The organism is Alphaproteobacteria bacterium SS10 (assembly GCA_019192455.1).
GTDB lineage: Bacteria > Pseudomonadota > Alphaproteobacteria > TMED2 > TMED2 > TMED2.
The window spans coordinates 1-5735 of record JAHCML010000010.1 but is presented as its reverse complement, the minus strand read 5'-3'; the positions used below and the strand labels follow the sequence as shown (position 1 = coordinate 5735).

The window sequence follows — 5735 nt, the reverse complement described above, 5'->3', positions numbered from 1 at the left end:
GAGCGGTAGTTCCATATATTCCTTACCTCCTTCTATCTCTCTTGATATTTTCGCTGTACCACCATCAACAGCGCATTGGTGCAGAGATAGACGAACTTCTTCCGCGCGGTGATGCCGTTGACGATCTCAACGATGTCCTTATGGATCAGTGGCTCGCCACCAGGGATGGAAACCACCGGTGCATCACACTCATCGACGGCCTCAAGGCATTCCTCAACGCTCAACCGTTGGTTCAGGATCGGCTCAGGATAGTCGATCTTACCGCAGCCGGCGCAGGCCAGGTTGCAGCGGAACAATGGCTCAAGCATGAGGACAAGCGGGTAGCGCTTATTGCCCTTGAGCTTTTGCTTCATCAGGTGGAGCGCGATGCTTGCTTGCTGTCGGAACGGAATGCCCATGGGACTGTCTAACCTATCGGTGAGTTATTCGGCGGCCGGCGCTGACACATCGGCCAGGGCTTTAGGCAGCTTGAAACGGATATTCTCAATCACCCCGTCGAGGGTGCGGATATTGGTGGTGCGTAGTTCAGAGATGCGCGTGACGACTTCTTGTACCACGGTCTCTGGTGCGGATGCGCCAGCGGTGAGGCCAATGGTCTCGACCCCATCTAGCCAACCGGCCTCAACATCATTGGCATCTTGAACCAAATAGCTGTCGACGCCGGAGTCACGACCCAGCTCTACAAGGCGGTTTGAGTTGGAGCTGTTGCTGGCACCCACGACCAGGATCAGGTCAACCTGCCGCGCCAATTCACGAACGGCGGTTTGCCGGTTTTGGGTCGCGTAGCAGATGTCCCGAACATCGGGGCCGGTCACGGCTGGAAACTTGCTCTTGAGCGCCTCAATGATCCCGCGGGTGTCATCAACGCTCAACGTCGTTTGGGTAACATAGGCGAGGCGCTCTGGGTCACTCGGGCTCAGCTTGGCAACATCCTCTTCGGTCTCAACCAAATGGACCGTGCCATCAATGCGGCCCATGGTGCCCTCAACCTCAGGGTGACCGGCATGGCCGACCAGAACAACCTCATACCCATCATCGGCGTAGCGCTGGCCTTCCTTATGCACCTTGCTAACCAGCGGGCAGGTGGCGTCCAGTACATCGAGCTCTCGCTCGGCGGCATCACTCTCAACCTGCTCAGCCACACCGTGGGCGGAGAAGATGGTGACGGCGCCCGGTGGCACCTCATCAACCTCTTCAACGAAGACCGCACCCTTGGCGCGAAGGGTGTCGACCACCCGTTTGTTGTGCACAATCTCATGGCGCACATAGACCGGTGGTCCATGCTTGATCAGGGCCCGCTCAACAATCTCAATGGCGCGCTCAACCCCGGCGCAGAAGCCACGGGGTTGGGCCAGGATGATTTCAACGGGCAAACCAGCCTGGGGCGATTTCTGGCCAGATCCAATAGCTTGATCGGTCATGAACTCATCCATCCGGCGCGGTTCACCCAGCCTTTGCAAGGCCCGCGCATCATTTATCTCGCAAGTGCGTACAGTTAAACGAAGGGCTAAGAAATTCAAGCGTTTCGAGCCGGTTCAGCCGCGATTTGAACGGGTGTGTCCACAGTATGACCCGGGCGTTGATCGGTGATGTCCAAGGCCCGGTTCAGTTGACAGGGAAACAGCTACCCCTCATACACCGCCGAGCCCTCGGTTTCCTGGGGGCGCCACATATTCCAGCCGCAAGCGGAGGATATCCGCAGTTCTGGTTGGCGATATCTGTCATTTAGTCAATAACATCAACAGGTAATGGGGCTTCCATGGCGCCGAATCTCGTCTCCATCTCAGGGTTCAAAGACCTCCATCAGGCGATGACCGTCGCCGCTGAGCAGGTGGAAGAGCGTCTGGGCGACTTGCTGCCCGCAACCGATGCGCCCGAGCAGCGGCTGATGGCCGCCATCAATCACGGCACACTCGAAGGCGGTAAGCGCCTACGCCCGTTTTTGGTGATGAGCAGCGCCGAGCTGTTTGCCGTTGACCGCGAATGTGCGCTTCGCGTCGCCTGCGCAGTTGAGATGATCCACAGCTACTCATTGGTCCATGATGACCTACCGGCCATGGATGACGCCGACACCCGCCGTGGTAAGCCAGCGGTGCACAAGGCGTTTGACGATGCGACCGCGATCCTCGCCGGTGATGCGCTGCTGACCCTAGCCTTTGAGGTATTGTCCGATCCGGCCACCCATGCCGATCCAAATGTGCGTTGTACGTTGGTCAGCGAGTTGGCGAAGGCCTCCGGTGCCCGTGGCATGGTCGGCGGCCAAATGCTCGACCTGATCGCAGAAACCCAGGAACTCGATCTGGGCCAAATCACCCGTCTGCAGCGGATGAAAACCGGCGATCTGATTGCCTTTGCCTGTCAGGCTGGTGCCATCCTCGGTCGTGCCTCGGCGCAGGATCGTCATGCGCTCCATGCCTATGCCCATGATCTTGGGTTGGCGTTCCAGATTGCCGATGATCTGCTGGATATTGAGGGTGATGCGGAAACGGTTGGTAAGCCAACCGGTCGTGATGAGGATGCCGGTAAGGCAACCTTCGTCTCAATCCTGGGGGCTGAACGTGCCCGGTCGCAAGCAACACTGTTGAGCGAGCAGGCGATCCAGCACCTGGGCCGGTTTGAGGGCAGCGCCGATATGATGCGCGAGATTGCCCGCTTCGTCGTTGAGCGCCGCAGCTAATCAGGCGCTAAGACGCCCGGTTTCCTGAAACCAGGCAATCGCATCCTTAAATGCATCAATGGCCGGGCGGGGCTGATAGCCCAGCTCACGCGCTGCGCGCGCGCTTGAGAAGAACATCTTCTTTCGTGCCATTTTCAGGCTGTCGCGGGTCATCATCGGTTCTGGCCCGCCGGGTAGCTTGGCGATCATTTCCATCATCGCCGCAACCGGCATCAAAGGTCCGATGGGCAGGCAGAACTTCGGTGCGGGCCGTCCTGTCAGTTCGGCAATGGCAGCGAAGATATCGCCCAAGCCCATATCGGTGCCGCCCAGCACATAGTGTCGACCAATCTCTCCCTTCTCATGGGCGAGAAGGTGACCAGCAGCCACATCCTCAACATGAACGACGTTCAACCCGGTATCGACATAGGCTGGCATCCGTCCAGCAGCCGCATCCAGCACCATCTTACCCGTTGGTGTTGGTTTGATGTCTCGCGGCCCAATGGGGGTGGAGGGGTTAACGATGACGGCTGGCAGGCCATCCTCTGCCACCATGGCGCGGACAACCTGTTCCGCCAGAAACTTTGAGCGTTTGTAGTCGCCGGTCATATCCGCCTCAGTAACCGGTGTCTCTTCATCACCGGGGCGGCCATCGCCAGGATTGCCAAGGGTTGCAACGCTGCTGGTATAGACGATGCGGCCGACGCCGACGGCCATGGCGGCGCGCATTAGGGCCTCGGTCCCATCCACATTGGTTCGGTACAAGGTCGAGGGGTTGCGGGCCCATAACCGATAGTCTGCGGCGACATGGAATAAGTCAGAGCATCCTGTGATCGCCTGCTTCAGGCTATCAGGGTCATTGAGATCGCCAATCGCCGTCTCAACTTCCAGCCCAGCCAGATTGGCTGATGGGCTCTCAGCGCGCCGCAGGACCCGAACCTGGTCGCCACGGGCAATGAGGGCCCGAAGCACAGCCGCGCCAACGAAACCAGTGGCACCGGTGACCAATGTTGTCATGGCTGTGGATCCTCGTTCTTTGCAGTGCCCTTTCTCTGCTTGCCAATATGCCGGGCCAGGGCCGCATCAATGCTTTGCTGTTGCTTACGCTTGGCCAGCCAGGCCATGGCGGCGGGTAAGAAGATCAGCGTCGTGAACAGGGTCGCCGCAATCGACAGGGTCAGTAGCAATCCCATGCTGGCGGTGCCCGGATGGGGTGATGTTGCCAACGTGCCGAAGGAGGCGACCGTTGTGATGGCACTCAGCGTAATCGCCCGGGGAGTTGTGGTTTGCTGAACTGACGTGAAACTCAGATCATCCTGGGCCTGCTTTTGCCGCCAGACCATGTGGATGCAGCTGCAAACACCAAGGGCGAAGAGCAGGGGCAGGGCGATGATGTTGGCGAAGTTGAGGGCCTGACCAGCCAGGGCTGCAACCGCAATGGCCAGAACCGCCGCCTGCACCAAGGGCAACAGTGCCAGCGTCACTGAGGTCAGGCTGCGTAGCACAACAACCAGCACGAGCGTTATGAGCGCAAGGGTGATTAGGGTTGCCTGAACAAAGGCGCCAGCAATGGCATCGGAGGCTGCTGTAATGATTGCGGGGGTGCCGGTCGCCTCTGGCTCAATCGCGGCGACAGCCTCAGCAAAGGCGCGGATATCGGTGTTTGAGGCGATTGGCGTCGCTGGCAGAACATCCACCCGGTAACCGCCTTCTTTACCGCGCCAATCTCTCAAAATCTCAGCTGGTAGATCGTCTAGGGTTATCGGATTTGCATCCAGTGAGGCGCCAATCGCCGTTAGCTGCGGGTAGAGGAAGCGAGCCATTAGGTCATGTAAGGCCAGCAGCTCATCGCTACCAATGGATGCTGGTCTTGCTGCCTCCAATGCGGCCATTAAGCGATCAATCCCGGGCATTGGCCGTGGGATCGCGTTGAGGTTGCTTGATAACGCCAGCAGACCCTCACGCATCGAAGTGGTGGTGATGAGCGGGCCAGCCTCGCTGATCCCATCCAAGCTGGGCCCCAACAGGAAGCCCAGATCAAATAGCGCATCTAGGGCGGTATCTTGCTGTTCAGGAATGAAGCTTAAGGCGCTGATAACAATACCGATTTCATCAGATTGTGCAGCATCATCGGCAAACTCGCCAATCGCCTCTGGGCTCTCAGCAATCAGCTGTGCACGGTAGGGGGTAAGCAGCGGATCGGCCGCCAAGCGGTTGAATGTCTCAACCGACTGGCTCTCGGGGTCACGGAGGTTAAGCGGGTTTACATCAAAGCTGATCAGCACAGCTACGGGTAAGGCCACCAGTGTTAGCACCAGACAGGCGGCTACAATCTTGCCGGCCTGTTTCTCAAACCACGGCTCCCCTTGATTGCTGCTCGTACTCCCAATCTCAATCGCCGATGGGGCTGGGAAGAGGCTGAGTAGGGCGGGCAGTAGGGTGATTGTTCCTATGAACGCGACACCCATGCCAAGCGCCGCGATCTGTCCTAACTCAGCAAGGCCGCGATAGCTGGTGGGCAGGAATGAGAGGAAACCAATGATTGTGCAAAGCATGCAAAGGCTAAGCGGTATGCCGACACCCAATCGACCGCCAGCATGGATCAGCGCGTCTTCCTGATACTCCGCATGGGCCAAAGCCTCACGATATCGAAGGCTGTAATGGATGCCGAAATCGACGGCCAGCCCAACAAATAGAACCGCAAAGGCGACAGAGATGAGGTTGAGGCTACCGACCACAACTGCCGCCAGACCTGCCGTCATGACCAGACCGGTCACCAGCGTGAACAGTACCGATGCGATCAGGGTCAGGGACCGAAGGCCAAAGCCCAGGATCAAGGCGACGAGGACAAGGGAGATGACGCCCGCCCGGCCGGCGCCGATCACCACGGTTTCCATCTCTTCCAGCGCCAGGACGGGCTCACCGGTCAGGCTAACCGTCGCCGCTAAGGCACCGGCACCTGGCCCAATCTCTAGCTCCTCTACAATCTGGCGGATTTCAGTCACCGCCCGTTCAGCCGGCAGCAAGGCGCCCGGCTCCAAAACTGGGAAAAGGCTGATGACAGCGAGGTGCTCCTCGC

The 5735-nt window shown here is 58.9% G+C and carries 4 protein-coding genes and 1 pseudogene; 1 reads left to right on the top strand and 4 read right to left on the bottom strand.

What is annotated here, in order from left to right:
* Window positions 1–38 precede the first annotated feature (38 nt).
* Window positions 39–398, bottom strand: a pseudogene (locus KI792_14475) (hopanoid biosynthesis associated radical SAM protein HpnH).
* Between the two features lie 24 nt (window positions 399–422).
* Window positions 423–1421 (bottom strand): 4-hydroxy-3-methylbut-2-enyl diphosphate reductase, encoded by a 999-nt coding sequence (ispH, locus tag KI792_14470; GenBank protein ID MBV6634228.1) that lies wholly within the window; start codon window positions 1419–1421, stop codon window positions 423–425.
* A gap of 389 nt (window positions 1422–1810) precedes the next feature.
* Between ispH and KI792_14465 the strand changes: the two genes are divergently transcribed.
* Window positions 1811–2677 (top strand): polyprenyl synthetase family protein, encoded by an 867-nt coding sequence (locus tag KI792_14465; protein ID MBV6634227.1) that lies wholly within the window; start codon window positions 1811–1813, stop codon window positions 2675–2677.
* On the opposite strand, the gene KI792_14460 is transcribed toward KI792_14465, so the two are convergent.
* Window positions 2678–3673: an NAD-dependent epimerase/dehydratase family protein gene (locus tag KI792_14460; protein ID MBV6634226.1), complete on the bottom strand. Its 996-nt coding sequence runs from the start codon at window positions 3671–3673 to the stop codon at window positions 2678–2680.
* Window positions 3670–5735, bottom strand: a 2066-nt coding sequence (locus tag KI792_14455) for an MMPL family transporter (protein MBV6634225.1), incomplete at its 5' end; no start/stop codon positions are given. The genes KI792_14455 and KI792_14460, both read right to left, overlap by 4 nt.

Bases quoted from the DNA above. Each gene is read 5' to 3' on its own strand.
- ispH (MBV6634228.1), bottom strand. From the start codon at position 1,421: ATGACCGATCAAGCTATTGGATCTGGCCAGAAATCGCCCCAGGCTGGT.
- KI792_14465 (MBV6634227.1), top strand. From the start codon at position 1,811: ATGACCGTCGCCGCTGAGCAGGTGGAAGAGCGTCTGGGCGACTTGCTG.
- KI792_14460 (MBV6634226.1), bottom strand. From the start codon at position 3,673: ATGACAACATTGGTCACCGGTGCCACTGGTTTCGTTGGCGCGGCTGTG.